The 23,787-nt window shown below is 60.8% G+C and carries 23 protein-coding genes and 4 pseudogenes; 12 read left to right on the top strand and 15 right to left on the bottom strand.

Annotated features, from left to right (window positions below; genetic code table 11):
* A pseudogene (locus CQ041_RS26670) lies at positions 1-132 on the top strand (MFS transporter); the annotation flags it as partial.
* Between the two features lie 4 nt (positions 133-136).
* Here the strand turns inward: CQ041_RS26670 and nhaR are convergent.
* The gene (gene nhaR, locus CQ041_RS25145) at positions 137-1,039 is read right to left on the bottom strand and encodes a transcriptional activator NhaR (protein WP_105525093.1); all 903 of its coding nucleotides are present in this window, start codon (positions 1,037-1,039) and stop codon (positions 137-139) included.
* 134 nt (positions 1,040-1,173) lie between these two features.
* Between nhaR and CQ041_RS25150 the strand changes: the two genes are divergently transcribed.
* Together CQ041_RS25150 and CQ041_RS25155 are read left to right on the top strand one after the other, a co-directional pair.
* Entirely contained in the window at positions 1,174-1,428 is a 255-nt protein-coding gene (locus CQ041_RS25150) for a hypothetical protein (protein ID WP_105525094.1), read from the top strand.
* A gap of 28 nt (positions 1,429-1,456) precedes the next feature.
* Positions 1,457-2,206 carry a TerC family protein gene (locus CQ041_RS25155; protein ID WP_105525095.1) on the top strand — a complete coding sequence of 250 codons (750 nt, stop codon included), beginning with the start codon at positions 1,457-1,459 and terminating at the stop codon, positions 2,204-2,206.
* Between the two features lie 81 nt (positions 2,207-2,287).
* Here CQ041_RS25155 and CQ041_RS25160 read toward each other — a convergent pair whose 3' ends face one another.
* On the bottom strand, positions 2,288-2,989 hold the full coding sequence (locus CQ041_RS25160) for a histidine phosphatase family protein (RefSeq protein WP_105525096.1): 702 nt from the start codon (positions 2,987-2,989) through the stop codon (positions 2,288-2,290).
* A 252-nt stretch (positions 2,990-3,241) separates the two neighbouring features.
* Here CQ041_RS25160 and CQ041_RS25165 point away from each other — a divergent pair, with 252 nt between their 5' ends.
* From CQ041_RS25165 to CQ041_RS25185, 6 genes and pseudogenes are all read left to right on the top strand, one after another.
* Positions 3,242-3,940 carry a glutathione S-transferase N-terminal domain-containing protein gene (locus CQ041_RS25165; RefSeq protein WP_105525097.1) on the top strand — a complete coding sequence of 233 codons (699 nt, stop codon included), beginning with the start codon at positions 3,242-3,244 and terminating at the stop codon, positions 3,938-3,940.
* Between the two features lie 4 nt (positions 3,941-3,944).
* Positions 3,945-4,040 (top strand): annotated as a pseudogene (locus tag CQ041_RS26955) (phenazine biosynthesis protein PhzF); the annotation flags it as partial.
* Positions 4,032-4,121, top strand: a pseudogene (locus tag CQ041_RS26960) (phenazine biosynthesis protein PhzF); the annotation flags it as partial. The pseudogenes CQ041_RS26955 and CQ041_RS26960, both read left to right, overlap by 9 nt.
* A 126-nt stretch (positions 4,122-4,247) precedes the next feature.
* Positions 4,248-5,222 carry a porphobilinogen synthase gene (gene hemB / locus CQ041_RS25175; RefSeq protein WP_105525098.1) on the top strand — a complete coding sequence of 325 codons (975 nt, stop codon included), beginning with the start codon at positions 4,248-4,250 and terminating at the stop codon, positions 5,220-5,222.
* Positions 5,223-5,646: 424 nt separating this feature from the next.
* On the top strand, positions 5,647-6,732 hold the full coding sequence (locus CQ041_RS25180) for a DUF1615 domain-containing protein (protein ID WP_105525099.1): 1,086 nt from the start codon (positions 5,647-5,649) through the stop codon (positions 6,730-6,732).
* Positions 6,733-6,851: 119 nt separating this feature from the next.
* On the top strand, positions 6,852-7,274 hold the full coding sequence (locus CQ041_RS25185) for a PaaI family thioesterase (protein WP_105525100.1): 423 nt from the start codon (positions 6,852-6,854) through the stop codon (positions 7,272-7,274).
* Between the two features lie 57 nt (positions 7,275-7,331).
* Here CQ041_RS25185 and CQ041_RS25190 read toward each other — a convergent pair whose 3' ends face one another.
* The 3 genes from CQ041_RS25190 to CQ041_RS25200 are packed head-to-tail and all read right to left on the bottom strand — an operon-like array spanning position 7,332 to position 9,918.
* The gene (locus CQ041_RS25190; protein WP_105525101.1) at positions 7,332-8,513 is read right to left on the bottom strand and encodes an acetyl-CoA C-acetyltransferase; all 1,182 of its coding nucleotides are present in this window, start codon (positions 8,511-8,513) and stop codon (positions 7,332-7,334) included.
* An 11-nt stretch (positions 8,514-8,524) separates the two neighbouring features.
* Complete coding sequence (locus CQ041_RS25195) at positions 8,525-9,184, bottom strand: CoA transferase subunit B (RefSeq protein WP_065872325.1); 660 nt, start codon at positions 9,182-9,184, stop codon at positions 8,525-8,527.
* Positions 9,185-9,219: 35 nt separating this feature from the next.
* A complete protein-coding gene (locus CQ041_RS25200; RefSeq protein ID WP_003190329.1) occupies positions 9,220-9,918 on the bottom strand; it encodes a CoA transferase subunit A in 699 nt (232 codons plus the stop codon).
* A 132-nt stretch (positions 9,919-10,050) separates the two neighbouring features.
* Between CQ041_RS25200 and CQ041_RS25205 the strand changes: the two genes are divergently transcribed.
* Positions 10,051-10,941 (top strand): LysR family transcriptional regulator, encoded by an 891-nt coding sequence (locus CQ041_RS25205; protein ID WP_105525102.1) that lies wholly within the window; start codon positions 10,051-10,053, stop codon positions 10,939-10,941.
* A gap of 76 nt (positions 10,942-11,017) precedes the next feature.
* On the opposite strand, the gene CQ041_RS25210 is transcribed toward CQ041_RS25205, so the two are convergent.
* The 6 genes from CQ041_RS25210 to CQ041_RS25235 form a co-directional block, all read right to left on the bottom strand.
* Positions 11,018-11,347: a hypothetical protein gene (locus tag CQ041_RS25210; RefSeq protein WP_105525103.1), complete on the bottom strand. Its 330-nt coding sequence runs from the start codon at positions 11,345-11,347 to the stop codon at positions 11,018-11,020.
* Between the two features lie 526 nt (positions 11,348-11,873).
* Positions 11,874-12,719 (bottom strand): NAD-dependent protein deacetylase, encoded by an 846-nt coding sequence (locus tag CQ041_RS25215; RefSeq protein WP_105525104.1) that lies wholly within the window; start codon positions 12,717-12,719, stop codon positions 11,874-11,876.
* A gap of 8 nt (positions 12,720-12,727) precedes the next feature.
* Complete coding sequence (locus CQ041_RS25220; RefSeq protein WP_105525105.1) at positions 12,728-13,168, bottom strand: CBS domain-containing protein; 441 nt, start codon at positions 13,166-13,168, stop codon at positions 12,728-12,730.
* A 130-nt stretch (positions 13,169-13,298) separates the two neighbouring features.
* On the bottom strand, positions 13,299-15,248 hold the full coding sequence (locus tag CQ041_RS25225) for a DNA topoisomerase III (protein WP_105525122.1): 1,950 nt from the start codon (positions 15,246-15,248) through the stop codon (positions 13,299-13,301).
* 223 nt (positions 15,249-15,471) lie between these two features.
* On the bottom strand, positions 15,472-17,094 hold the full coding sequence (locus tag CQ041_RS25230; protein ID WP_105525106.1) for an MFS transporter: 1,623 nt from the start codon (positions 17,092-17,094) through the stop codon (positions 15,472-15,474).
* Between the two features lie 65 nt (positions 17,095-17,159).
* A complete protein-coding gene (locus CQ041_RS25235) occupies positions 17,160-18,806 on the bottom strand; it encodes a GMC family oxidoreductase (protein WP_105525107.1) in 1,647 nt (548 codons plus the stop codon).
* A gap of 130 nt (positions 18,807-18,936) precedes the next feature.
* Between CQ041_RS25235 and CQ041_RS25240 the strand changes: the two genes are divergently transcribed.
* The gene (locus CQ041_RS25240) at positions 18,937-19,845 is read left to right on the top strand and encodes a LysR family transcriptional regulator (protein ID WP_105525108.1); all 909 of its coding nucleotides are present in this window, start codon (positions 18,937-18,939) and stop codon (positions 19,843-19,845) included.
* A 30-nt stretch (positions 19,846-19,875) separates the two neighbouring features.
* On the opposite strand, the pseudogene CQ041_RS25245 reads toward CQ041_RS25240, so the two are convergent.
* The 4 genes and pseudogenes from CQ041_RS25245 to CQ041_RS25260 all read right to left on the bottom strand — a co-directional run bounded on the left by CQ041_RS25245 (position 19,876) and on the right by CQ041_RS25260 (position 23,274).
* Positions 19,876-20,957: pseudogene (locus CQ041_RS25245) on the bottom strand (DNA alkylation repair protein).
* A 16-nt stretch (positions 20,958-20,973) separates the two neighbouring features.
* Positions 20,974-22,320 carry a glutamine synthetase family protein gene (locus tag CQ041_RS25250; RefSeq protein WP_105525109.1) on the bottom strand — a complete coding sequence of 449 codons (1,347 nt, stop codon included), beginning with the start codon at positions 22,318-22,320 and terminating at the stop codon, positions 20,974-20,976.
* 11 nt (positions 22,321-22,331) lie between these two features.
* Complete coding sequence (locus tag CQ041_RS25255; RefSeq protein WP_105525110.1) at positions 22,332-22,889, bottom strand: helix-turn-helix domain-containing protein; 558 nt, start codon at positions 22,887-22,889, stop codon at positions 22,332-22,334.
* A gap of 61 nt (positions 22,890-22,950) precedes the next feature.
* The gene (locus CQ041_RS25260; protein ID WP_105525111.1) at positions 22,951-23,274 is read right to left on the bottom strand and encodes a hypothetical protein; all 324 of its coding nucleotides are present in this window, start codon (positions 23,272-23,274) and stop codon (positions 22,951-22,953) included.
* Between the two features lie 178 nt (positions 23,275-23,452).
* Here CQ041_RS25260 and CQ041_RS25265 point away from each other — a divergent pair, with 178 nt between their 5' ends.
* A complete protein-coding gene (locus CQ041_RS25265; protein WP_105525112.1) occupies positions 23,453-23,761 on the top strand; it encodes an RcnB family protein in 309 nt (102 codons plus the stop codon).
* The last annotated feature ends 26 nt before the right edge of the window (positions 23,762-23,787 follow it).

The following is a 23,787-nucleotide window of genomic DNA, read 5'->3' on the forward strand; positions in this document are numbered from 1 at the left end:
GTGGGCGGGCGGGTGATCGACACCTTGGGGTTGGGCAGCCTGGGCTTTGCGGCCTCCGGGTTTATCCTGCTGTCGATCCTGCTGGCGTTGTGGTTGATGACCGCCAAGCAACCGGTCGCCACCCACCCCTGAGCTGTCAGGGCAGGGCGGTGAACAATTCCCGTCGCGCCCCTTCGGTAATCGCCACGATGCCGGGGTGCTTGACCTTGCGCTCCACCGAGATGGCGTAAAACGACTCGGTGACCGCATCGGTCTGACCAATCAGCGCCACGCCGTATTGGCGCACCACTTCGTCGGCAATCACGCTGGGGGCGATGAAAATGCCACTGCCGGATTGGCCGAACGCCTGCATCAACGCGCTGTCGTCGAATTCGCCGATGATTTTCGGCTGTATCTGCTGCTCGGCGAACCAGCGCTGCAAACGGCTGCGTACCACGGTTTCCGCGCCGGGGATCAATAGGGGCGCACCCTGCAAACACTGTGGGAAAGTGCCTGCGTACTCGTCAGCCAGGGCCTGGGTGGCGAAAAAGCTGATACCGCATTCGCCGAGTTTCTGGCTGTAGCCTTTAATGTCCAGGTGTGTGGGCATCGGGCTGTCGGAAATCACCAGGTCCAAACGTTGGATCGCCAGGTCGGCCAGCAGGCGTTCGAGTTTGTCTTCACGGCAGGTGATGCGGATCGGCTCGCTCAGCTCCATGGTCGGTGCAATCAGGCGGTAGACGATGGATTTGGGCACCACGTCCGCCACCCCAACGCGGAACACAATCTGCTGTTCATTGGGCTGCGCGCGCAGCATCGCCTCCAATTGGTTGCCGGTCTGGAACATCTGTTCGGCGTAGGGCAGTGCCTGGCGCCCGGCTTCGGTCAGCTCCAGTTGGCGCCCGACGCGCTGAAACAGCGCGATGCCGAAGGTCTGTTCCAGCAGGCTGATCTGCCCGCTGATGGTCTGCGGGGTCAGGTTCAGTTGCTCACAGGCGCGCACGATGCTGCCGGTCTTGGCCACGACCCAGAAGTAATGCAATTGTCGGTAATTGAGCATGACCGTCGTCACTTCGTAAAAATCGAAGTATACGCGAGAAAAATACGAATTTTCCTGAACTGTTCGCCTGCATAGAATGCCTCGCTATCGCGGGGCCACTATTTGGACCCAATGGTTCTAACGAGGAATACGTCATGAAACTCAATTCTCTGGGCGCGGCCTCCTTGCTTGCGCTTTCATTGGTAGTGATCAGCGGCTGCGACCAGGTCGAAAAGAGCGCGCAACAAGTGATGGGCAAGGCCACTGAATCGGCCAAGCAAGCGATCGATGATACCCACAAGGCTGCCGAGCAGGCCTTGAGCGAAGCGACACAAGGCTTGATCAATCCGCAGAAGAAGGATGAAGATCAGGACGAGAAACAGCCGGAATCGAACAGTAAAGAAGCCTAATTTCCCCGCACAACGTCAGGACTGACCTATGGATTACCTTTTACAACTGGCCGCCAGCCCCACGGCGTGGGTCGCACTGGCTACCTTGATCGTGATGGAGATCGTGCTGGGCATCGATAACCTCATCTTCATCTCGATTCTCACCAACAAGCTGCCGGAGCAGCATCGGGCCAAGGCGCGACGCATCGGCATCAGCATGGCGTTGGTGTTGCGCCTGGGCCTGTTGAGTACCATCGCGTTCATCGTGCAGTTGACCACGCCGGTGTTCGAAGTGCTGGGCCAGGCGTTTTCGTGGAAGGACATGATCCTGATTGCCGGTGGCCTGTTCCTTGTGTGGAAGGCCACCACCGAGATCCATCACAGCATGGACCCGGAGCCGGAGGAGAAGGCCAGCGTCAGCAATACCGTCACCATCGGTTTTGCAGCGGCCATCGGGCAGATCCTGTTGCTGGACCTGGTGTTCTCCATCGACAGCATCATTACCGCCGTGGGCATGACCGAGCACTTGCCGATCATGATCATCGCCGTGGTGACCTCGGTAATCGTGATGCTGGTAGCGGCCGAGCCGTTGGCCAAGTTCATCAACGACAACCCGACCGTGGTGATGCTGGCCCTGGGCTTCCTGATCATGATCGGCATGACGCTGATCGCCGAAGGCTTCGGCGCCCACGTGCCAAAAGGCTACGTGTACGCGGCGATGGCATTCTCGGCGGCCATCGAGTGCCTGAACATAGCGCGGCGCAACCGGCATAAGCGGTTGCTGGCAGCCCGCCAATAATCAAATGGGGCCTTGAAAGGCCCCATTTTTTTGGCTGGCTGATTATGGCAAGGGCGCTCACCCCCTCAGAACCACTCACCCCTAGGAATCTGCGCTGAGCTGCGTAGGATCCGGGCAATCCGTATCGCCGTTATTCAACCCCTGCTTGTAGTTGCGGCTCAGCAGCGTGGCCTTGCCGTTGTGCCAGGTCAGTTTCAGCACATACAGGGTGTCATAGTCACCGCCGGACCAATCGTCGGTAATCGTGTGCTTTTGCCCTGATGCTTCACTGGCGACCTTGTTGATCAACTCCGGCAGATAACCGTGGGACCAGGCGGTGTAGATGATGGAGTTGTGGTACTTGTCGTCCACCAATTCATCGGCCAGGTCACTGGTGTCATTCGCTGAATACTCGATGTTCACCGGCAGGCCCAGCTTGATCGCGCTGGGACTGATGGTCATCAGCGGGCGAATGTAGCTGTAGGAATTGTCCAGTTCACCTTCCTCGACGTTGCGCGTCGGGTTGGCGGCGAACACAAAGTCGGCCTTGCCGAATTTTTCCGGCAGCAGGGTGGCCAGGTTCATTGCGCGATTGAGGCCCTGGCAGTTGAGCTGGCCCAGGCCGCCGGCGGGTTTTTCGCCGTGACGCAGGAATACCAGGGTTTGCACGCCGTCGGCGGGTTCGGCCTTGCTGGTGCGCGACTCCAACGTCAGGCCAATGGCACCACCTACCAGCAACAGCGGCAACATGATGTATGAATAACGTTTCAGGTGCAGCGCAAGGCACAGAGGCTTGAGGTTCATGGGTATCGAGTCTTCAGTGCATCGGGTGAGGGCGGACAAGCCCGGCCCCAGTGGCACCAAGGGCGCCCTGCGGTATTCCTTGTCGATATAGCAAGGTGCCTCCATTCACCCATCAAGCGCAGTTAAGAGTGTGCGAGGGCCCATTGGTTCGCCCAGAGCGGATAATAGCCGGCGGATATTGCGCATTCATGACCCGAGCAGGACAGCGGGCAGATGACTATCATGGGGGCTTTGCGCCCAAGGTATTTGTCGATGAACCCACTCGCCGCGTTCCCGATCAACAGCAAATGGCCCGCCCAGCATCCCGAGCGGCTACAGCTCTATTCGTTGCCGACACCCAATGGCGTCAAGGTATCGATCATGCTTGAAGAGTTGGGCCTGCCTTACGAGGCGCACAAGGTCAGCTTCGAGACCCAGGACCAATTGTCTCCCGAGTTTCTGTCCCTGAATCCCAATAACAAGATCCCCGCGATCATCGACCCCAATGGTCCAGGCGAGGTGCCACTGGCGCTGTTCGAGTCTGGCGCGATCCTGATCTACCTGGCGGAAAAAACCAGCCAACTGCTCCCCGAAGACCCGGCTGCCCGCTACGAAACGCTCCAGTGGCTGATGTTCCAGATGGGCGGCATCGGTCCGATGTTCGGCCAGTTGGGGTTCTTCAACAAATTCGCCGGCAAGGCCTACGAAGACAAGCGTCCTCGCGACCGCTACGCCGCCGAATCCCGACGCCTGCTCGATGTGCTGGAAAAGCGCCTGCTGGGTCGCACCTGGATCATGGGCGACGCGTACAGCATCGCTGACATCGCCACGTTCCCGTGGATTCGCAACCTGATCGGCTTTTACGAATCCGGCGACCTGGTGGGCATCGCCGACTTCCCAAACGTACTGCGCGCCCTGGATGGTTTCGTAGCCCGGCCGGCGGTGATCCGTGGCCTGAATATTCCGAGCTGAGCCCATGCCGACCTTCGATTTCAAGCAACTGGACGAATTCGGCCGCCTATCGCTCAAAGGCAACCCGCTGGCCGTGGTGCTCGGAGCCGACAGCCTGAATGCGGGCGTCGCCCAGTGTTTACTTGCCGAAGGTCTGGCGCCGGGTCGTTATGTCGTCGGCCAGGGCACGGCCCTGGGGCGCGTGCAGCTTTAGATCAAGACATTATTACGACCCGCGCAATAGACTATTGGCCCGTCGGCGTTTGTGTTGCCGGGGCCAAGGGGCATAAGCTTTCGCCCCAAAGTGTTGACCTTATCCAGGAAAATCATGACCAGCCAGTTCCCCCAAGCCCGTCCACGCCGCCTGCGCCGCTCCCCGGAGCTGCGCGGTCTGTTCCAGGAAACCGAGTTCACCCTTAACGACCTGGTGCTGCCGATCTTTGTCGAAGAAGAAATCGACGACTTCGTGCCGATCACCAGCATGCCCGGCGTGCAGCGCATTCCAGAGAAAAAACTCGCCGCCGAGATCGAGCGTTACGCCCGTGCCGGCATCAAGTCGGTGATGACGTTTGGCGTGTCCCACCACTTGGACGCCAGCGGGAGCGACACCTGGAAAGAACGCGGCCTGGTCTCGCGCATGTCCTCGATCATCAAGGACGCCGTGCCGGAAATGATCGTGATGTCCGACACCTGCTTCTGCGAATACACCGACCACGGCCATTGCGGCGTGATGCACGGCGCCCACGTCGACAACGACGCGACCCTGGTCAATCTCGGTAAACAGGCCGTGGCCGCCGCCCGTGCGGGGGCTGACGTCATTGCCCCTTCGGCGGCAATGGACGGCCAGGTCCAGGCAATCCGACGCGCCCTGGATGACGCGGGCTTCACCCATATCCCGATCATGGCCTACTCGACCAAATTCGCTTCGGCCCTCTACGGCCCCTTCCGTGAGGCGGGCGGCAGTGCCCTGAAAGGCGACCGCAAAAGCTACCAGATGAACCCGATGAACCGCCGCGAAGCCGTGCGCGAATCGCTGCTCGACGAACAGGAAGGCGCGGACGCGCTGATGGTTAAACCGGCCGGTGCGTATCTGGACATCATCCGCGACATCCGCGAAACCTCACGCCTGCCGGTGGCGGCGTACCAGGTGAGCGGTGAGTACGCGATGATCAAATTCGGCGCGCAGGCGGGGGCGATTGATGAAGACCGTGTAGTGCGTGAGACGTTGGGCTCGATCAAGCGGGCTGGGGCGGATTTGATCTTTACGTACTTTGCGATGGATTTGGCGTTGGCGGGGATCTGAGGTCACGGCATTACACTGTGGCGAGGGAGCTTGCTCCCGCTGGGCTGCTTAGCAGCCCTTAGCGAGTGAACTCGCCATTGGCGTGATTAAACACAATGCGGTTGTTGTCGGGCAGGCGCAAAATTTTCAGTTGGCCGCAGTTGTCGTAGCCGTATTCATACGCCGTCACCGCGCAACCAGCGTTCGAGCGGCGCGATCACCGACTGACAGGAGGGGTACAGCGCCTGCCAATGCGCCTTGGAAACATTGGGATAAAAATTGAGGGGCTTTGCAGAGGTTCCCAGGGCGGGGGAGTAGAGCTCATGCGGCGGTTGCGTGGGAGGTTTCTTCAGGCAATGATCAATGCACATTGATCGGCGAACCCTGTTTAGACTCACAGGTCGATATCTGCACTGTCCGGCCAGCCGTTACCCAAGGAAACCCCATGCCTTCAAGCCGCCTGCTCCTGTGCGTCATGCCCTTGCTGATACTGGCGGGTTGCTCCACCTCCCGTGGCCCTCAGCAACCGGAGCGCAGCGAAACCGAGGTGAAGGCTCAGATTGTGCGCCTGTTACCGGTCAAGCTCGCGGATCGCAACGGCTGGGCACAGGACATTTACACGGCGTTCGACACTCAGAAAATCTATCCCAGTACCGAGAACATCTGCGCCGTGCTGGCGGTGACCGAGCAGGAGTCAACCTATCAAGTCGATCCGCCCGTGCCGAATATGGGCAAGATTGCTCAGGAGGAAATCCTGCGCCGTGCGGGAAAAGTCCATGTGCCGGCCTTTGTGGTACGCAGCGCCTTGCAACTCAGCTCACCCACCGGCAAGACCTACGCCGACCGTTTGAACGCGGCGCGCACAGAGAGGGATCTCAGCAGCATCTTCGATGACTTCATCAGCATGGTGCCGTTGGGCAAGACGCTGTTTGGCGGTTTCAACCCGGTGCATACCGCTGGCCCCATGCAGGTCAGCATCGACTTTGCACAGAAACAGGCGCGGGGTTATCCCTACACGGTGGACGGCAGTATCCGACGCGAAGTCTTCACTCGCCGGGGTGGCATGTACTTCGGCATCGCCCACTTGTTGGGTTATCCGGTGAACTACGACCAGCCGCTGTACCGCTTTGCCGACTTCAACGCGGGGTGGTACGCCAGCCGCAACGCCGCTTTCCAGGCCGCCGTCAGCCGCGCGTCGGGTACGGAGTTGGCGCTGGACGGGGACTTGATTCGTTACGGCTCGTTGCTACCCGGCACCACCGAGCTGGCCGTACGCTCGCTGGGCGCGAAACTGGATATGCGCAACCCCAGCATCCGCAGCCAGCTGGAGCAGGGCGAGCAGTTGGACTTTGAAGAGACCACCCTCTACAAACGGGTATTCGCCCTGGCCGACAAAGCCGCCGGCAAGCCGATGCCCCGGGCGATTTTGCCGGGTATCGTCCTCAAGAGCCCGAAGATCACCCGCAATCTCACCACGGCGTGGTTCGCCAAGCGGGTGGATGAGCGTTACCAGCGCTGCATGAAGCGCTGACTGTCGTGGTTCTGGCGTATTGACGCAAAGCATCGTGCAGGATTTGCACCGCTAATGGTGATGGCCGCTGCTTGCCGCCAGGCGTACACCTCAACGCTTGTCCCAATGAAGAACCCGCCATGATCGCAAACGCCGTGCCCGAAGGTTTTGTTGCGTTGCCCCGCAGCAGTCCGCTGCTGGAGCTTCTGGGCCCGGCCTATTGCCGGGGTGAAGGCCTGCAACTGGAGATCGGCCTACGTGCCGATAATCGCCATGCCAATGGACGCGGCACGGTGCATGGCGGGGTGTTGGCGACGCTGGCGGATGTCGGTATGGGTTATGCGATGGCGTTTTCCAGTGAGCCACCATTACCGTTGATTACGGCGAGCATGACGTTGGATTACCTGGGGGCGGTGCAAGTGGGGGAGTGGATGGTGGTGCGGTTGGAGCATCACAAGCGTGGGCGGCAGATGGCGTTTGCCACGGTGAGTCTGCAGGTTGGGGAGAAGGTCGTGGCGCGGGCGAGTGCGGTGTTTGCAGTGCCGCAATCTGCCAGGCAGTGAAGATCAAATGGGGAGGGGGCAAGCCCCTTCCCACAATTGAATGGTGTTGATTGCTACTTAGTTGCGTTCGAGGGCGAGGGCTACCCCTTGGCCGCCGCCGATGCACAGCGTCGCCAGGCCTTTCTTGGCGTCGCGTTTGATCATTTCATGCAACAGGGTCACCAGTACGCGGCAACCTGAGGCGCCGATAGGGTGGCCGATGGCGATGGCGCCGCCATTGACGTTGACCTTTTCCGCATCCCATTCCAGTTCTTTGCCCACAGCCAAGGCCTGCGCGGCGAACGCTTCGTTGGCCTCGATCAGGTCCAGGTCGCCCAGCCTCCAGCCGGCTTTGTCCAGGCAGCGGCGGGTGGCCGAGACCGGGCCGATGCCCATGATCGCCGGATCTACACCCGCGTTGGCGTAGCTGGCGATTCGCGCCAGTACCGGCAGGCCGAGGGCCTTGGCTTTGTCGGCGCTCATCAGCAACACCGCAGCGGCGCCGTCGTTGAGGCTGGAAGCGTTGCCTGCGGTGACGCTGCCGTCTTTCTTGAACGCCGGCTTGAGCTTGCCCAGGGACTCGGCGGTGGTGCCGGCGCGGGGTTGCTCATCCACGGTGAAGGCGACGGGATCGCCCTTGCGTTGGGGGATCAGGATCGGGGTGATTTCGTCGGCAAAGCGGCCTGCTTCGATAGCAGCAGCGGCTTTCTGCTGGGAGGCAGCGGCGAATGCATCCTGGACTTCACGGCTGATGCCGTACTTGTCCACCAGGTTCTCGGCGGTGATGCCCATGTGGTAATCGTTGAAGGCATCCCACAGGCCGTCGGTGATCATGCTGTCGAGCATTTTGGCGTGGCCCATGCGCAAACCGGTGCGTGCGGCCGGCAGCACATAGGGGGCCAGGCTCATGTTCTCCATGCCGCCGGCGATGATGACTTCAGCGTCACCGCAGCGGATGGCCTGGGCACCAAGGTGCAGGGCCTTGAGGCCGGAGCCGCACACCTTGTTCAGGGTCAGGCTCGGCACGGCGTGGGGCAGGCCGGCAAGGATCGAAGCCTGGCGTGCCGGGTTCTGGCCGCTGCCCGCGGTGAGCACCTGGCCGAGGATCACTTCATCCACCAGGGCCGGGTCCAGGCCGGTCTGCTCCAGCAGGCGGCGGATCACGGCGGCGCCCAGTTCCGGTGCCGGGATATTCGCCAGCGAACCCTGGAAGCTGCCCACGGCGGTGCGGGTGGCAGCAACAATCACGACGTCTTGCATGGAATCTGTCCTCACTGGAAGTGCATTTCTGGAACGTGGTCCGGGACAATCAGTTTACCGGCGGTCTTGCTCACAATCTCTTCAACGCTGACGCCAGGTGCGCGTTCCTTGAGGACAAAAGCGCCATTTTCGATTTCCAGGTACGCGAGGTCGGTCAACACCCGCTTGATGCAGTTCGCACCGGTCAGCGGCAGGCTGCATTGGCTGAGCAGCTTGGACTCACCGTCCTTGGACGCGTGGGTCATGATCACAATGATGTTCTCGGCACCGGCCACCAGGTCCATCGCGCCGCCCATGCCCTTGACCAGCTTGCCGGGGATCATCCACGAGGCAATGTTGCCCTGCACGTCGACTTCAAATGCACCGAGGACGGTGAGGTCGACGTGGCCGCCGCGGATCATCGCGAAGGACTCGGCGGAGGAGAAAATCGACGCGCCGATACGCGCGGTGACGGTCTGCTTGCCGGCGTTGATCATGTCGGCATCGATGGTGTCTTCGGTAGGAAACGGCCCCATGCCCAGCAGGCCGTTTTCCGATTGCAGCATCACTTCCATGCCTTCGGGAATGTAGTTGGCGACCAGGGTCGGGATGCCGATGCCGAGGTTGACGTAGAAACCGTCCTGCATCTCGCGGGCGACGCGTTGAGCCATTTGTTCGCGGGTAAGCGCCATGTTTGTTTCCTCTTATTGTTCGGGCTGGGGGCGGATTATTTGCGCACGGTGCGCTGTTCGATGCGCTTCTCGAACGTGCCGCAGATGATCCGGTCGACGTAGATGCCAGGGGTGTGGATCTGCGCCGGGTCCAGCTCGCCCGGTTCGACGATTTCTTCGACTTCCACCACGGTGATCTTGCCGGCGGTGGCGGCCAGCGGGTTGAAGTTCTGGGCGGTGTGACGGTAGATGACGTTGCCGAAGTGGTCGGCTTTCCAGCCTTTGACGATGGCGAAGTCGCCGGTGATGGATTCTTCCATCAGGTACGGACGACCTTTGAATTCACGGGTTTCCTTGCCTTCGGCTACAGGAGTGCCGACGCCGGTGGCAGTGAAGAACGCCGGGATGCCTGCACCGCCTGCGCGCATTTTTTCCGCCAGGGTGCCTTGGGGGGTCAGCACCACTTCGATTTCGCCGCTGAGCAGTTGTTTTTCAAACAGGGCGTTTTCACCCACGTAGGACGCGATCACCTTGCTGATCTGCTTTTGTTCCAGCAGCACGCCGAGGCCAAAACCATCGACGCCGCAGTTGTTGGAAACCACGGTCAGGTCGCGGGTGCCTTTACGCTTGATCTCGGCGATGAGGTTTTCCGGAATGCCGCACAGGCCAAAACCGCCGGAGAGCACGGTCATGCCGTCTTCCAGGCCTGCGAGTGCTTCTTCATAGGACGCCACGCGTTTATCGAAACCTGCCATATGCACCTCTATTATTGTGTGTGGTCCAGCCAGTGAACCGAGTGTTGCGCCGGAGGATTGATTTGTTAAGTTGTTTTTTTAGGTTGATTGATTTAAAAAACAGCATAGTCGAGTCTTCTTCCGAGGCAGCCCATGACCGTCAAACAGATGCGAGCTTTTCTCGCCGTGGCCCAAAGCCTCAGCTTTGCCGCCGCCTGCGAGCGCCTGCACCTCTCCCAATCGGCGCTGAGCCTGACCATCAAGGGCCTGGAAGAAGGGCTGGGCGGCCGCTTGTTCAGCCGCAATACACGTAATGTTGCACTCACGCCTGAAGGTGAGTCCTTGTTGCCTTTGGCGCGCCGGTTGATTGCCGATTGGGACAATGCTGAAGATGAACTGCGCCAGCGTTTCACCCTGCAACGCGGTCGCGTGACGGTGGCAGCGATGCCATCGTTCGCTGGTAACCTGCTGCCGCCGATCCTGAAGATATTCCGCGCGCGTTACCCTCAGGTGAATGTGACGGTGCACGACCTGATCAACGAGCAGGTGCTGGAAATGGTGCGCGACCGCCAGGTGGAACTGGGCGTGGCATTCGAACCGTCAGAAGGCTCGTCGCTGGCGTTTACGCCGCTGTACCTGGACCGGTTCATCGCCGTGGTACCGGGCGACTCGCCGTTGGCCGAACGTTCTGAGATCGACTGGAAAACCCTGCTGCAACAGCCGTTCATTACCTTGCAACGGCCCTCGACGGTGCGGGTCATGCTGGAAGAACATCTAGGCGCGTTGCAGATGAAGCTGCCGGTGGCGCTGGAAAGCCATCAACTGGCGACGGTGGGAAAAATGGTGGCGAGTGGGCTGGGTGTGAGTGCCGTTCCTGCATTGTGCGCGCGACAGATGGAAGAGGCGGGTGCCCGTTGCATCACTTTAAAAGATCCGGTGATTGAACGGCCGATTGGCGTACTGACCAAACCGGGGCATGAACTGTCGGCGGCGGCGCAAGTGTTGTTCGATATCTTTCGCGAAGAAGCCGGTAAACCGTTGTAGGACACGGAGTAAAGAATGGCCATAAAAAAGTCCGCACGGTTATCCGGGCGGACTTGATTGTTAAATGGGTTATCGATCAGGAGTATCGATCAATCACTTTAACTTGCGATTGGCCTTTGAGGTTCTGCCATTCGGTATTCAGCGTATGGAAGACCTGTTCGATAAAGTTACGATCTGCCGCGGCTTTCTTGCCAACATAACCCTGGCCTCGGCGGTACACCTTCAGGCGCGCAGCCAGCTCACGGTTATTGCGGTCGAACTCGTCTTCCTGGGTATTGGGCGCCAGGCAGTCAAGTTGCACTTCGCCCGATTTGCCAACCCACAGGATATGGTCGTCGAGAGTGTCTTTCTGCGCTGCGAACATCTCAGCCAATTCGTCGATAGTTGGTTGGTTGTTCAGATTCATGTGTAAGCCCCTTGACCAGTTGGCGATCTATCAATTGATTCGTTGAAACTGCTTAGTTGTCTCCGGTTCCGAAAACCGGGCGTCAGCGACTGTCTGCCGAATACGGGCAGGGTCTTGAACCTGATGCATGTAGTCTTGCTGATGAACTGCTACGCAATGGTTTCATAACGAAGACAAGCAGCGTTTGAGCTCCTTGTACCGAGCCTTGCGGGCCGGTCAGCTTCATCAATCTGCCTTGTGGGCAGTGCACATCCGGAAAAAACAGCTCGGCGGTCAGACGAGCTTGTTCAAAACGCGTGTTACCAACGCTCCCGATCCGGGAGACGTCTCGATAATGCAAGGACAAAAAGATTACGTCAACGGTTATGTAGTGATTATTTTTGATCACTACATAAACTGCCGTAGGGGCGGGGGGATGCGGAAAAATGTGACTTGGGCGTCACTTTCTGGAGTGTTTGGTCGCTGCGCAAAAAATGCAGATCCAACACAAAACCTCCTCCCACAGTTGAGTGGTGGTGTTTTTTTGCTATTGGAGGCGGTCAACGAGTAATGGCAACAGTCGCTCGCACGACGCCTCGATCTTTACCTGCAACAACTCATCCCCACGGGTCTTGCCCAGGTTGATAGCAATCACCGCTTTGCCTTGCTCCACCATCGCCTTGCACAGCCTGAACGCTGAATACGCCATCAACGAAGAACCCACCACCAGCAGCCCATCCGCTTGTTCCACGGCAGCCATGGCCTTGGCCGCTGTGTGCGGTGCCACGTTCTCGCCAAAAAACACCACATCCGGTTTCAACCGCTGGCCATTGCAATGGGGGCAGTGGGGCACCTGAAAGCGTTCTTCAAACGCCGGGTCCAGCAGGGTGTCACCGTCGGGTGCCTGAACCGCATCGACGCCAGCCAGGTAGGGGTTCTGTTGTTCCATCAGACGCTGGATCGCGTCGCGCTCGCTGCGTTGCTGACAATCCAGGCATAGCACCCGGTGCAGGCTGCCGTGCAACTCGATCACGTCATGGCTACCGGCCTGATCATGCAGGGTGTCGACATTCTGCGTGACTAGCCCACTGATGCGCCCGCGTTGCTGCAGCGTCGCCAGCGCCCGGTGAGCCTGGTTTGGCTGGGCAATCCGTACCCTCGGCCACCCCAGCATCGCCCTGGCCCAATACCGGCGGCGCGCCTGCGGAGTGGCGAGGAATTCCTGGTACATCATGGGCGGCTTGCCCCGGCGCACGCCTTCGCTGTCGCGATAATCCGGAATACCCGATGAGGTGCTGATGCCCGCACCGGTCAGCACCAGAAAACGCCGTTCGGCCATGGCCCGGTGCAGGGTGTCGAGGTGGTCCTGCTGATGTTCCTGCGTGTCGAGCATGGTTTCCCCTATTCGCCGCGGATGTACTGCTCCAGCTGTTTGATCAGGTCGGCCTGGTCGGCAATGGCTTCCTTCACCAGGTCGCCGATGGACAGCAGGCCCAGCAGTTTGCCGTCTTCGACCACGGGCAGGTGGCGCAGGTGACTGTCGGTCATGATGTTCATGCACTCATCGACCTTCTTGTGGGTGTCGACGGTGATCACCGGAGAGCTCATCACCTCGTGAACCTTTGTAGTGACCGACGATAGCCCCTTGAGCATGATTTTACGTGCGTAATCCCGTTCGCTGATGATCCCTACCACCACGCCTTCCTTGACCACCGGCAAGGCCCCGACGTTTTTTTCCGACATGCGGACCAGCGCTTCAAACACGGTGTGGTCGTGTTTGATGACATGGACTTCCTGGTTTTTCTGGTCCTTGGCTTTGAGCACTTGTGCGACGGTTTTCATGGCGGCCACTCCGGTGTTGTTGTTTGGTAGTCAAGGTCCCCTTAAGAATCCTAGACGGCCTGCGCCGGGGCAAGGTCCAAAGCGGCGCTAAACCCGTCGAAAAACGTCATTCGCCGGATTTTTTTGTGGTTTACCCGGCGTTCGTCGGCTTTTTGCCGCGTTTAGGGGCCGCGGCTGCTTTGTGCGGTGCGCTCTTGCGCTTCTTTTTCCACGGTGTGGCGCCACGTCCAGCCGGGCTGGCCGGCCCGGTGATGGTCATGCGCATGCCATTGCAGCGCGCCACTTGCTTGCTCATCCACGCTGCCTGTTTGGCGACGAATTCTTCCAGGCTCATTTCGCCGCTTTGCACCATGTCCAGTGCCTGTTCCCAGATGGCGGTGGTGCCGGGGTCAGCGATGGCCCGTGGCACGGCGTCGATCAGGCTGAAGGCCGCCGGGGTTGCAGAGAGTGCCTTGCCGTTTTTCACCAGGTACCCACGGTCCAGCAGGCCCTGGATGATCCCGGCGCGGGTGGCCTCTGTGCCGATGCCGGTGGTGTCCTTGAGTTTTTGCTTGAGCAACGGATCTTCCACCAGCTTGGCGACGTTTTTCATCGCCTTGATCAGGTCGCCTTCGGTAAAGGGTTTGGGTGGCTGGGTCCACAGGTCCTTGAGGTTGACCTTGGCCACTGCGTAATCCTGGCCCTGCACCAATGCTGGCAACGCCTGGGGTTGCGGCGCTTCACGCCCTTTGGCCGGCGCCAGGGCTTCAGGCAGGGCGCGTTTCCAGCCGGGCTCGATCACCACTTTGCCCACGGCGCGCAGAGCTTGCCCCGCGCAGTCGAAATCCGCCTGGGTACGGTCGAACTCATGGATGGGCAGGAACTGCGCCAGGTAGCGCGCACGAATCAGCGTGTACACCGCACGGTGCTTGCCGGTGAGTTGCCCGACGTCCTTGCCGGCGCCCGTGGGGATGATGCCGTGGTGAGCGCTGACCTTGGCGTCGTTCCACGCCCGTGAGCGACGCTGTGGATCGATGTGGGGCATCAATTCATTGACTGCCGTATCGGCGCGCGCCAGCGCGGCCAGGATCTTCAGCGCCTCGCTGTGCTGACTCACGGGCAGATAGCCGCAATCACTGCGGGGGTAGGTGATGACCTTGTGGGTTTCGTAGAGGGATTGGGCGATGTCCAGGGTTTCCTGGGCGCCGAGGCCCAGTTTCTTGGAGCAGATTTCCTGCAGGGTGCCCAGGTCGAAGGGCAGGGGCGCCACTTCGCGCATGCGTTCGGTACGCAACTTTGCCAGCCGGGCACTGGCGGCGCGGGTCATGGCCTCGGCGGCATCGCGGGCCAGTTGCGGGTTTAGGCACCGGCCCTGATCGTCACAGGCATCGTCAACGGCTCGCCATTGCGCGGTGAACGTCATGCCTGCGTGGCGCAGGTCGACATCAATCGCCCAGTACGCCACCGGGACGAAATCGGCAATGCTGCGGTCGCGGTCCACCACCAGGCGCAACGTCGGGGTTTGCACGCGACCTACCGGCAATACGCCTTGGTAACCGGACTGGCGCCCAAGCAGGGTAAACAGGCGGCTCATGTTCATGCCGATCAGCCAGTCTGCGCGGGAGCGACCCAAGGCGGAGTGATACAGGCTGAAAGTCTCCGCACCGGGTTTGAGTGCAGCGAGGGCCTTGCGGATGGACGCATCGTCCAGCGCCGATAGCCACAGGCGCTGAATAGGTCCGCGATAGCGGCAATGCTCAACCAGTTCGCGGGCGATCATCTCGCCTTCGCGGTCGGCATCGGTGGCGATCACCAGTTCCTGGGCTTCCCCCAGCAAGCGCTTGACCGCCTTGAATTGGCTGGCGGTCTTGGGCTTGACCCGCATCTTCCATTTTTCCGGGACGATGGGCAGGTCGGCCAGGACCCAGCGTTTGTACTTTTCGTCGTAGGCGTCGGGCGGAGCGGTTTCCAGCAGATGGCCGATGCACCAGGTGACCGTGACCCCATTGCCCAGCCAGCAGCCGTCGCCGCGCCGGCTGGCGCCGAGCACGGCCGCAATGTCCTTGGCCTGGGAGGGTTTTTCACAGAGGTACAGCCGCATGGTCATCACATCAGATCGGGTTGATACCTGGCAGGATGCTCAGTCGGCGGCCTTTGATCAACCTTTATCTGTATGGATGTACAGCAATTTATGTAAGCGCGCTATGCAGAATGTGGGAGGGGACTTGCCCCCGATGACGGTGTATCAGTCAATAGACCTGTGACTGAACGACCGCTATCGGGGGCAAGCCCCCTCCCACAGAGTATCTCCAGCGCTTGGAGGATCAGTTGTTATCGATATCCACGTGCCGGGTTTCCTTGAGGCAGATCATCCCCACCACCAGGCTCACGCCGGTCACCACCACCGGGTACCACAGGCCATAGAAGATGTCGCCGGTGTACACCACCAATGCGAACGACACGGTCGGCAGGAACCCGCCAAACCAGCCGTTACCGATGTGGTAAGGCAGGGACATGGAGGTGTAGCGGATGCGCGTCGGGAACAGTTCCACCATCAGCGCCGCCAGCGGGCCGTAGCACATGGCCGCGATCAGGATCAGCGCGACGATCAGCACGACCACCATGGTCTTGTTGACCTGGGCCACGTCTGCCGAGCTCGGGTAACCGGCCAGGGTCACCGCACCGCGCAGGGCTTTTTCGTCGAAGCCGTCGATGCGCACGTCGCCCACGCTCACCTGCACCGGGCTGCCGGCTGGGGCCGCGGCGCTGCTGTAGGGCAGGCCCTGCTTGACCAGGAAGGTCTTGACCTTGTCGCATGGGCTGTCAAATTTCGCCTTGCCTACCGGGTCGAACTGGAAGGTGCAGGTGGCGGGGTCGGCCAGCACGGTGATAGGTGCCTGTTGGCTGGCCTGGTCCATCGCCGGGTTGGTGTAGTGCGCCAGGCTTTTGAAGATCGGGAAGTACAGCGCCGTGGCCAAGAGCAGGCCAAGCATCAGCACGGGTTTGCGCCCGACCTTGTCGGACAGCCAGCCGAAGAAAATAAAGAACGGTGCACCAATCACCACGCTGATGATCAGCAGCATGTTGGCCAGCGCCGGGTCCATTCTCAGGAACTGGGTGAGGAAGAACAGCACGTAGAATTGTGCCGCGTAGAAGGTCACTGCTTGCCCGCCGTTGATACTGAACAGCGCAATCAGCACCACCTTGAGATTTTCCCATTTGCCGAACGAGTCGCGGATCGGCGCCTTGCTGACCTTGCCTTCCTCTTTCATTTTCAGGAATGCGGGCGACTCGTGCAGGCTCATGCGGATCCAGGTGGAAATGCCCAGCAGCACGATGGAAAACAGGAACGGAATCCGCCAGCCCCACACCTCGAACTGATCGCCGGTGAAGTAACGGCAGGCCAGCACTACCAGCAGCGAGAGCAGCAGGCCAAGGGTGGCGGTGGATTGAATCCAACTGGTGTGGAAGCCACGTTTGCCCGCCGGGGCATGCTCGGCCACGTAGGTCGCCGCGCCGCCGTACTCGCCGCCCAGCGCCAGGCCTTGCAGCATGCGCAGCACGATCAGGATGATCGGCGCCGCAATGCCGATGCTGGCGTAAGTCGGCAACAGCCCGACACAGAAGGTCGCCACGCCCATCAGGATGATGGTAACCAGGAACGTGTATTTGCGCCCGATCATGTCCCCCAGGCGGCCAAACACCAGCGCGCCGAATGGCCGCACCACGAAGCCGGCGGCGAAGGCCATCAGTGCAAAGATGAACGCCGTGGTGTCATTGACCCCGGCGAAGAACTGCTTGCTGATCACCGCCGCCAGGGCGCCATAGAGGAAAAAGTCATACCACTCGAACACCGTCCCCAGGGACGAGGCGAAGATGACCTTCTTTGAGTCGTTGCTGGTGCTCGCGTCGATCGACGAGCCCAAGGGTTGAGCATGTTCTGACATCGGGTAGCCCTCACAGTGATTATTTATTGTTGTTCCACTGTCGGCGCCAGGTATGGCGCCGCTATTCAGATTGCATGAACCAGTTCTCTCTGCGGGGTGAGGCTCCTTGTGTTCGGCGAAAGGATCAGTTGCGCGGCTTTCTCCGCGATCATCAGCGTAGGTGAACAGGTGTTGCCGGACGTAATGCGCGGCATGACGGAAGCGTCGGCGATGCGCAGGCCGGGCACGCCATGTACCCGCAGTTGGGCGTCGACTACCGCATCCTTGTCGCTGCCCATGCGGCAAGTACCGACCGGATGGAAGATGGTGGTGCCGATGCGTGCGGCGGCTTCGTGCAGTTGCTCTTCAGTCTGCAGCGAGTCGCCGGGCAGATATTCCACCGGCTTGAACTGGCTGAGGGCTGGCGCCGCGACGATGCGGCGGGTCAGGCGGATCGCATCGGCCGCCACCCGCAAGTCTTCCGGGTGACTGAGGTAATTGGGCCGAATCAGCGGCGCGTCTGCAGGGTTGGCCGAACGGATATCCACGCGGCCACGGCTTTGCGGGCGCAGGTCGCAGACCGACGCGGTAAACGCCGGGAACCCGTGCAATGGCTCGCCGAAACGCTCCAGCGACAAGGGTTGCACATGGTATTGAAGGTTGGCCGAGGTCTGCTCCGGCCCCGAGCGGGCAAACGCGCCGAGCTGGCTGGGAGCCATCGACAGTGGCCCGCTGCGGTCATACAGGTAGCGCAGGCCCATGCCCATCTTGCCCCACAGGCTGCCGGCGATCTGGTTGAGCGTCCGGGCGTTTTCCAGCTTATAGATCAGCCGCAGTTGGAGATGATCCTGCAGGTTGCCGCCGACGCCTGGCAGCTCATGCAGCACGTCGATGCCCAGCGGCTTGAGCACGCTGGACGGACCGATCCCGGAGCGCTGCAGAATGCCCGGTGAGCCCACGGAGCCGGCGCACAGCACGATTTCCTTGCGCGCTTTCCAACTGACCTGCTGGCCGTGCTGGCGGGCGATTACCTGGGAGGCACGGCCGTTTTCCAGGAGCACGCGATCTACGTCGACGTCGGTCAACACCGTGAGGTTGGGGCGCTGGCGCACAGGCTTGAGAAACGCCTTGGCCGCGTTCCAGCGCACACCGGCCTTCTGGTTGACCTGGAAGTAGCCACAGCCTTCGTTGTCGCCCTGATTGAAGTCGCTGGTATTGGCGATCCCGCTTTGCGCCGCTGCCTCGCGGAACGCATCCAGGATCGGCCAGTGCAGGCGCTGTTGCTCGACCCGCCATTCGCCGCCGTCGCTGTGGAACTCCGAGCTACCGGCAAAATGGTTTTCGCTGTTCTTGAACAGCGGCAACACGTCGTCCCAGGCCCAGCCCTCGTTGCCTGCGGCGGCCCAGCCGTCGTAATCCCGGGACTGGCCGCGCATGTAGATCATGCCGTTGATGGACGAGCAGCCGCCCAACACCTTGCCCCGTGGGTAACTCAACGCACGGCCCTGCAGGCCTGGTTGGGCTTCGGTCTTGAAGCACCAGTCGGTGCGCGGGTTGCCGATGCAGAACAGGTAGCCGACGGGAATATGGATCCAGGGGTAATTGTCGCGGCCACCGGCTTCGAGCAGCAGCACGCGGTGGGCGGGGTTGGCGGACAGTCGATTGGCCAGCAGGCAGCCTGCGGGGCCGGCGCCTACAACGATGTAATCGTATTCAGCAGTTGCAATGGGCATCTGAAGGTCTCGCTTGTTTTTCTTATTGCATCCATCCTAGTTGTTAGTTTTCGTCTTAAAAATGTTAGTTTTTACCCAGCTGCTGTGCGTTTTTAAACAGTGCGGCGCAGGCTTATGCAATGGAGGTGTCATGTTTGACTGGAATGACCTGCGCTACTTTCTGGAGCTGCAGCGCAGCGGCCGCCTGCTCACCGCCGCGCAGCGCCTGAAGACGACCCACGCCACCGTCGCCCGGCATATCGAAGCCATCGAGAAAAGCCTCGGCACTGCTCTGTTCGTGCAGCATGCCCAGGGCTACGAACTGACGCCGGCGGGCGAAGCGCTGCTCAAACACGCCGAAGCCATGGAAAACGTCGCGCTGCTGGCCGAGGACGAACTGACCCACTCCGCCGCGCCGCTGGGCAAGATCCGCCTTGGCGTGGCTGAAGGTCTGGGGGTGATGTTCCTGGCCAGTCGCATGGGTGGGCTGTTCGAGCGTTACCCGGGGCTGGAGGTGGAGCTGGTGGCGGTGCCGCGGTTCGTCAGCATCCTCAACCGCGAAGCGGAGATCAGCATTCACCTGGAACGCCCCAGCGTCGATCAACTGGTCACGCGCAAACTCACCGACTACCGCCTGGCTCTCTACGCCAGCCGCGCTTACCTCGATCGCAACCCGCCGATTGAAAAACGCGAAGACCTCGCTGTGCATGCGTGGATTGACTATGTGGACGACCTGCTGTTCAGCCAGGAGCTGAAATTTCTCAGCAGCTTCTGCCGCAACCCCAAGGTGGTGTTCCACAGCACCAGCGTGATTGCCCAGCACCAGGCGGCGCGCTCGGGGTTGGGGATTGCGGTGCTGCCGTGCTTCATGGCCGCCGGTGATCCGGACCTGGTAGCGTTGTTGCCGGGGGAAGGGATTCAGCGCAGCTACTGGATCAGCTCGCGCAGGGAGTTGCACAAGTCCGTGCGGCTGCGGGTGTTGTGGGATTACGTGGTGGAATTGTGCGCGCGGGAGCAGGGGTTGTTGCTCGGCGAGGTCGCGCTGACGAAACCGGCTTAAAACTGTGGGAGGGGTGTTGCTTGGAGTGTGTCAGGCGCGCAGTTCAAATTCGGCGCTGCCCAGCTTCTCTCCATTTACCAATACATGCACCACGTGACGCCCCGGATAGTGCTTGCGCGTGGTCAACTCGCGGATATGCTGCTCGCGCTTGAGGCTCTGGTGTTCACCCGCACCGAGGGTAAACGCCTTGAGCTTGAATACCTTTTTCGCGCTATGCCCGGCGCTTTTCACGTAATCGATGGCGTAATCCACCACCAGTTTCTGTGGCGCAGCGGCCGTGGATTCCAGGGTGAAGGACAGGTTGATCCGCTCGCCCAGGCTGATCACCGCCGGGGTCACGCTCAACCCGTGCAGCTTCACTTCGGCCTTGGCCCCGGCGCCCATGATCGTCAGTGCGCGGGTGTTGTGCGCAGCGCATGACGGGCGATCCAGGCGGTGTGGGGGTTGTCCAGCGACCAGCCTTCGATGAGCGTAAGCACCCAGTCCGGATGGTCCTTGGTGATGTCGTTGAGGTGGTTGGCCACCGATTTGCGCACGTACAGGCTGGGGTCAGCCTTCAGGTTGTCGAGAATCGACGCGCACAGTTCGGGGTTGGCTTGTACGTCGGCCAGGCGAAACGACCACGGCAGGCGCGGTCGCGAGCCTTCGCTGGCGAGCCGGCGCACGTGTTCGTTGTCGTCCAGTGACCACGTCTGCATCACGGCCAGGGTGCGCGGGAAGTCATGCAGCAAAAAGGGGCGGATCGCGAACTCGGCGGAGCCAAAGGTGGTGAAGTACTTGAGCGCGGCCATGGAGCGCTTGAAATCTCCCAGGCCGTAATGGGCGACGAAGTGCGGCAAGAACAGGCTGACAAACCCGCTGTTGATTCGTGGCGCCAGCGCATGCAGCAGGTCCAAGGTTTGCGCGTAATCGAGTGGGATGACTGCGTGCAGGCTCTCGCTGACCCGTGCCATGCGCTGCATCACCGACAATTGCGCCAGCCCGGCCGTGGCGTGCGCGAGAAAGCCCTTGGCGTCGAATGCCGGGTACACCGCCGTCATTTCGCTGGCGATATGGTGCAGGCGGTCGACGTTGAAGAGTTCCTTGAGCGCCGGGGTGCTGGGTTCGGTCATCGGTGAGTCCTTGGCATTAGAGAAACCAGCGATATTCCCGCGCATGGATCTCGTGTTGGAAGGCAAGGTGATCCTGACGTTTATTCTCGCAGTACACGTCGACAAACTCGCCGCCCAGCTTATCGCGTACTACCGGTTGATGCTGCATGGCGCGAACGGCGTCGAGCATTTCCACGGGAAAGTCGGCGCCGCTGCTGCGATCTTCATTCAGCGGGGGGATGGGTTCGCCTTTGCTTTCAAGGCCGTGCTCCAAACCAACGAGGATCGCCGCCAGCACCAGGTATGGGTTGGCATCGGCACTCGCCAGCCGGTGCTCGATGCGCAGGTTGCGTGGGTCCGAGTCGGGGATGCGCACGCACGCATCGCGGTCTTCAAAGCCCCAACTGGCGCGCGTTGCCGCGTTGACCGCGCCGCCCAGGCGGCGGAAGGCATTGTGGTTGGGCGCGAAGATCGGCATGCAGTGGGGCAGCAGCTCCAGGCACCCGGCCACTGCATGGCGCAAGGGTTGTTGCTGGTGCGCTGCGAGCAGGTTGTTGCCCGCGCCGTCGTACAGGCTGACGTGCACGTGCATGCCGCTGCCCGGAAATGGCAGGTACGGCTTGGCCATGAAGCTGGCGCGATAGCCGTGTTTGAGTGCAACGCCGCGGGTGCTGCGGCAGAAGAGGGCGGCCCAGTCGGCGGCGCGCATCCCGTCGTCGAGGTGGCCGAAGTTGATCTCGAACTGGCCGGGGCCGATTTCGGCGGTGATCACCGTGACGTCGATGCCCTGGTCTTTGGCGGTTTGCGCCATGTCGTCGAGCACGGCGCTGAATCGCGACAGGCGCTCGATGTGCAGGTTGGGCTGGTCGTCAGGGTCACCGCTGAGCGGGTCGCGGGCGAATTGGGGCAGGCCGTCGGCGAGCTTTTTGTCGAACAGGTAGAACTCCAATTCAAACGCCACCACCGGGTGGATGCCCTTGTGGTGCAGGCGCGCCAGCACCTTGGCGAGTACTTCACGGGGTTCGAACTCGATGGGGGCCTCGGTGCCGTCCGAGGTGATCAGCATCTGGCCCAGCGGTTGGGACTCCCAGCTCACCGGCTTGAGCGTGCCGGGCACCAGGCGGCGGTTGGCGTCCGGGTCGCCGTCGTTGAAGCAGTAATCACCGATCTTGAACAGCCCACCCTGGGCCCCCAACAGCACCGCGTTCTGCGGCAGTTTCAACGGGCTACCGGCGGCGACCTTTTCCAACATCTCCACCGGGTAGCGCTTGCCGTAGAAATGCCCGGGGATATCCAGGGCGATCAGGTCGACATAACGCACGTCGGGGTAGTTCTGGCGGAAGGTCCGTACTTCGGCCAGCAACGTGGATGATTGGCTTTTCACGGGTGCAGCTCCTAGTTGTAGACCCACAACACGCGGGCGGGCAGATCGGTAAGGTTGGCGTAGCGGCAGTGGGCGAAGCTGGCCAGGTGAAAGCTGTCGCCGGGCAGCAGGGTGACCGCGTCGGTTTCGCCTTCTACCCATAGGGTCAGCTCACCTTCCAGCACAAAGCCGGCCTGTTCGGCGCGGTCGCTCATGGTTTGCTCACCGCTATTGGCGCCGGGGGCGAGCAGACTGTCGAGCATCGAGAACGCGCCGGTCATGCTCGGCGAGACCAGAATGTCGGTGATGCCATTGGCGTAATACACCGTGCGCCGCTCATTGGGACGGGTGATCCAGTCCACGGCCTTGGGCTTGGGCTGGCTGTAAAAATAGGTGGTGGGCACGTCGAGGGCGTGGCTGATGGCGGTCAGGTCGGCCACGGTGGGACGCGACAGGCCGCGTTCGACCTGGGACAGGAAGCCCACCGACCGCTCGATTTTGTCAGCGAGCTGGGCGAGGGTGAGCTTCTTGTGCTTGCGCAGGTCGTGAATCAGCGCAGCGAGGGTAGCGAGTTCATCTTGTGGGTTCATGAAATTTATTTCGATAAATTTCATGAAAAATTACAGCAGTTATTTCACGGGGGCAAGGGTCTTAGTCTTGGAGTTGAACCACAGCACGGTGGCCGGTGAGATTGGCCACCCAGGCGGTCGGGCGCTTTTGCTTGTAAGCGTTGTATTTCAACACGGCATCGGTGTAGCGCTGGTGGGTGGATGCGATCAGGTTGTCCAGCTCGGCAACGTCTTGGGCGTCGTCGAGAGCCCCCTCACTCCTGCGTTTGCGCAGGGCTGCCAGTTGGGCCGATGCCTTGTCCAGGCGGTCACGCAGCGACGTCAGCTCCTGATAGGTGCCAAACACGTAAAGCGCCACCACGGTAATAATGACCAGAAGAAGGACGACGAATTGAGTCGTGGACATGGCGGTTCCTGAGGAATTGGGAAAGCTCGGAATCTTAGCGGATAAACGCGATGTGTTCTCGCTCGAATGACTCTACCCGTGTTCAGGCGCTCGCCACAGGGGGGATCATACTGGGTTGAATGATCCTGCGCGCCAGCGGTCGGAACCTGGGTACGCGTCATTAATTGAAGGAGCACCCATGAAAGCCAAATCCCTCGTTGCTTGCCTGATGGTCGCCGGTAGCTTGTCCACTGCCAGTTTTGTCGCCCAGGCCGGCGATACGCCGCAGGAAACCGTGCAGCCTTCCAACATCAATACCCGTGACTTGAAAGAGGGCGACCGCGCCCCGGATATCCTGATGCGCAAGGAGTCGGCCGTCAGTGACTGGAAAAAACGTGGCCTCAAGCAGCCCGAAGCCGACAGCCAGTGGGCCCGGGTGAACGATAAATTCGTATTGCTCAAGACCACCAACGGCACCATTCTCGAGATCACGCCCGTGAAGAAATGACCCGCGTTTTTTACCTGTTCTTGCGT

The sequence above is a fragment of the Pseudomonas sp. MYb60 genome (assembly GCF_002979555.1).
Lineage (GTDB): Bacteria > Pseudomonadota > Gammaproteobacteria > Pseudomonadales > Pseudomonadaceae > Aquipseudomonas.